5 protein-coding genes are annotated in these 3,618 nt (G+C 56.5%); all 5 read right to left on the bottom strand.

Annotation, left to right across the window (positions count from 1 at the left end; all coding sequences use genetic code 11):
- Positions 1-76: 76 nt before the first annotated feature.
- On the bottom strand, positions 77-682 hold the full coding sequence (locus ACREAY_RS10575; RefSeq protein WP_431755735.1) for a 30S ribosomal protein S7: 606 nt from the start codon (positions 680-682) through the stop codon (positions 77-79).
- On the bottom strand, positions 679-1,116 hold the full coding sequence (locus tag ACREAY_RS10570; protein ID WP_431755734.1) for a 30S ribosomal protein S12: 438 nt from the start codon (positions 1,114-1,116) through the stop codon (positions 679-681). The genes ACREAY_RS10575 and ACREAY_RS10570 overlap by 4 nt, the downstream gene beginning before the upstream one ends.
- Positions 1,109-1,585, bottom strand: a complete 477-nt coding sequence (locus ACREAY_RS10565; protein WP_431755733.1) for a NusA-like transcription termination signal-binding factor — start codon at positions 1,583-1,585, stop codon at positions 1,109-1,111. The genes ACREAY_RS10570 and ACREAY_RS10565 overlap by 8 nt, the downstream gene beginning before the upstream one ends.
- Positions 1,586-1,686: 101 nt before the next feature.
- Positions 1,687-1,992, bottom strand: coding sequence for a ribosomal L7Ae/L30e/S12e/Gadd45 family protein (locus ACREAY_RS10560; RefSeq protein WP_431755732.1), 306 nt, complete (start codon positions 1,990-1,992; stop codon positions 1,687-1,689).
- The coding region (rpoA2, locus tag ACREAY_RS10555) for a DNA-directed RNA polymerase subunit A'' (RefSeq protein WP_431755731.1) at positions 1,989-3,618 on the bottom strand (1,630 nt) is incomplete at its 5' end. The genes ACREAY_RS10560 and rpoA2, both read right to left, overlap by 4 nt.

The raw sequence follows: 3,618 nt of genomic DNA, 5'->3' as shown, positions 1-3,618 counted from the left end.
TCACAACACATCGTCATGTTTCAAATGGACGCGAATTGCAGGAAAAAAGTTGAGAAAAGAGAAAAGTTTCGCGGGCTTAACGCGAAGCCATTGCGATTCTTTCTTGCTCGTTCTTTTTCTTGACGGCGTGGCTGCTCATTTCATTGTTTGAAGCCAGGATAATCTCCTTTGCCAGCGCCTCTTCTATGGTCTGCGGGTTGCTGTAGGTGGACTCTTTGACGCCCTCGGATATGAAGCGGAGTGCGAGGTCGACCCTGCGCAGCGGCGCCACGTCCACCGACACGTGATAGACAACACCGCCATAGACGATGCGCGTCGTGTCCTCGTTCGGTGACGAGTTTTCTATAGCCTTCACCAGCAGTTCCACAGGGTTCTTGCCGGTTTCAAGGTAGATGATGTCAAAGGCCGTCCGGACCATGTTGAGCGCCCTTGCCTTTTTGCCGCCCATACGGCCGGTGTTCTTGGCATACTTTTTGCCAAAGTGCATCATCTTGTTTGCAAGCCTCTCGACAATGTTGACGTCTGCCTTTTTCAATCTCTGGTGCTCGTGCCTGCCAAACGTGTTTGGAAGGACGGCCGGCTTTAGCGAAATCGCTGTCTTTAGCCCCGGATCAGTGACGCCAATTTCCTTGGTCTCCCACTTGTTGAAAAGCAGGATGTTGATCTGCTCCTTGCCGCTCATCTTCTCGGCTTCTCCTTTTTGCCCCGGACAAGCTGGTCAAGCGACACGCCGTTGACCTTGAATACCTGCCACCTGACTCCGGGAATGTCGCCCATTGCGCCACCCATGGAGCCGCCGATGCCGCCGATGATGACCTCGTCGTGCTCGTCGACAAAGTTGAGCGCGCCGTCCTTGGGGAGGAAGGCAGTCACGGACTTGCCGTTTTTGATCAGCTGCACCCTGACACACTTTCTCACCGCAGAGTTGGGCTGCTTTGATTCGATGCCTACTTTTTCCAGCACAATGCCTCTTGCCTGCGGCGCACCCTCCAACGGGTTTGCCTTTTTGTCAAGCATAAGCATACGTCTCTTGTAATATTTATCTGCCCACCGTGCGCGGCCCTTCTTGCTCTTGAGCACGCCGCCGGCAAACAATCCTAGTGGAGATTTACCCATTCATATTCACCCTGTTTGTTACCTGCTGTTCCGGACTCACTATAAGGACGCTGGCTATATTGAAGTATCGCTTTGCGAGGAGCCTTGCCTTTTCTGCGTTCCTGCCCTCCCTGCCGACCACCGCGCCCTTTTTGCGCGCGTCGACAGTCACGATTGCCTGCTGGGACCCGTCCATCCTCTCGTTTATGCGCACTTCGCTCACCATCTCTGCGTTGAGCATGTTGCGGATAAAGTCGACGGCGTTGTCAGAGAATTCGACCAGCTCGACCTTGCGGGCAATGACCTCCTGCAACTGCTTTATCGTGGCGCCGCCCTTGCCTATCGCAAGGCCCATCTGCCCCTTGTTGACCACGAAAATGACGCGGTCCATCTTTTCGTCGAGGATGCAGTCGCGAGCGGTGGCAGAAGTCACGCTTGAGAAGAGCGATATCAAGCGAAGCTCGTCAGAAGTCAGCTTTATTTCCGTCATTTACAACATCCCTCTAACGTGCCGTTCAGCATACGATAACAAATCATGCTCAATCCGAATGTCCAATTTAAGTCTTGACGCCTTCCAAAAAAGAGAGTGGGCTACTGGCCCTTCCCGGCCATGACGGCCTGGAGCTCTGCGTCCGTCGTCCCCTTGAACGCTATTGCGGTAACGCGGAAGGGCTTGTTGCACAGTTTGCCCAGCTGCACAGATGTGCCCTTGAATTCGTAAACTGTGACGCCGGCAGACTTGGCCTGCTCGTCCAGTTTCGCCCTGTCGGCCGCTTCCATCGACTGAGACACGATTACCAGCTTTGAGCTCTTGGCTGACTGCAGCACCGCGCGCACGCCGCTCTTGTACTTGTTGGCCGCTATTCCGTCCTTGACTACTTTTTCAATTGCCTTCATTTTTCTTTCTCCTCTTTGACCTGCATGTACAGGTCTACCATTCCGGTGCCGACGGGTACGGTGGCACCTACTATAACGTTTTCTGTCACGCCCCTGAGTGTTTCAATCTGGCCTTCAAGCGCGGCCCTTGCGATCGTCGGGACAGTGATTTCAAACGCGGCCCTTGCCAGCACCGACGTCTTGGTCCCCGCGATGCCGTGCCTGCCTATCTGCTGAAGGTAGCCCTTTGACGCCATCAGGTCGCCCACGAGCATGATGTGGCGCACGTCGACTTCAAGGCCCTGCTCTTCAAGTGTGTTCATTATCTCCCTCACAAGCGCCGTGCGGGCCGCTTCGATGCCCAGCGTCTGCCAGATCTCGTAGACGTTGTTTGTCGCTATGCGCTCCGTGTCGATGCCGTCGACGAGTATCACCTTGGCAAGGTTAGAGCCGGCAGTCTGGATGACCCACTCTTCGTCCTGCTTGACGATGGTGACGCGCTCGATGTCCGGCACGCCCTTGACGCGCGTGTTCAGCAGCTTGTTCTTTAGCGTCAGCAAGGTCTGCGCGTCCGGCTCGTCGGGGACGGATATCTTGATCGAGCGCTTGCTTTCGCTCATCTTGATCTCATTCTTTTTCTTGGAGCCTTCCAGCACCTCGTTTACCTCTTCAAGCGCGCAGCCGCGCTCGGCAAGTTTCGCTTCCGAGAAGTAGAAGGTCAGTATGCCGGAGTAATCGGTCTCGCTCCTTTCGATGAGGTCGCCCACCTGCGTGAACAGGATTTCCCGCGCCACTTCAAGTGCCTTTTCGCGCGAGTCCCTGTGCGCCTCGTCGAGGTAAATGTCCATGGTCGGGGTGACCGGCTTTTTCCTCGCGTCCACGAGCTCGATGAGCCTCGGCAGGCCGAGCGTCACGTTGCGCTCCTTGACGCCTGCAAAGTGGAACGTCCTGAGCGTCATCTGGGTTCCCGGCTCGCCTATCGACTGCGCCGTCACGACTCCTATGGCCTCTCCAGGCTCGGCAAGCGCCCTGTCGATGAGGTCAAGCACCTTCTTGACCACCTTTTCTGCGCCGTCCTTGCTCAGCTTGTTTTCAAGGAGTGCCTTTTCCAGGTTGGCGCGGGTCCTCGGGTTGAGGTTTTCGCCGTACTCTTCGATTATCTTCTTTATCGCCTCGTCTGTCGCCTTGCGGCCTTCGTCGACTATGGACTCGGCTTCGATGAGCCTCGGGAGGTTTGCAGCCTCGCCGTGGTCGCTCTTTGCCGGGTCGATGCCGTCCTCGCCGTAGAGGTACTGCACGATGTTGCCGTGCGGGTCCCTGACGGTCTGGTCGTATTCTATCTTCAGGTGTTCAAGGGCGTTGATGAGCCTTCTCTGCATGTAGCCGGACTGCTGAGTCCTTACGGCAGTGTCGACGAGGCCTTCCCTGCCGCCCATCGCGTGGAAAAAGAATTCCAGCGGAGACAGGCCGTCGCGGTAATTGGATTTGACAAAGCCCCTTGCGTCGGGGTTTGTCTCGCCACGGACATAGTGGGGCAGGGCGCGGTTGCGGTAGCCTTTCTGGATGCGCTTGCCCCGGATTGACTGCTGCCCAAGAGCCGCGGTCATCTGGCCGATGTTCAAAGTCGAGCCGCGTGCGCCGGTGGAC

The organism is Nitrososphaera sp. (assembly GCF_050748925.1).
In the GTDB taxonomy this organism is placed as follows: Archaea; Thermoproteota; Nitrososphaeria; order Nitrososphaerales; family Nitrososphaeraceae; genus Nitrososphaera.
This window is presented reverse-complemented; position numbering and strand designations above follow the sequence as displayed.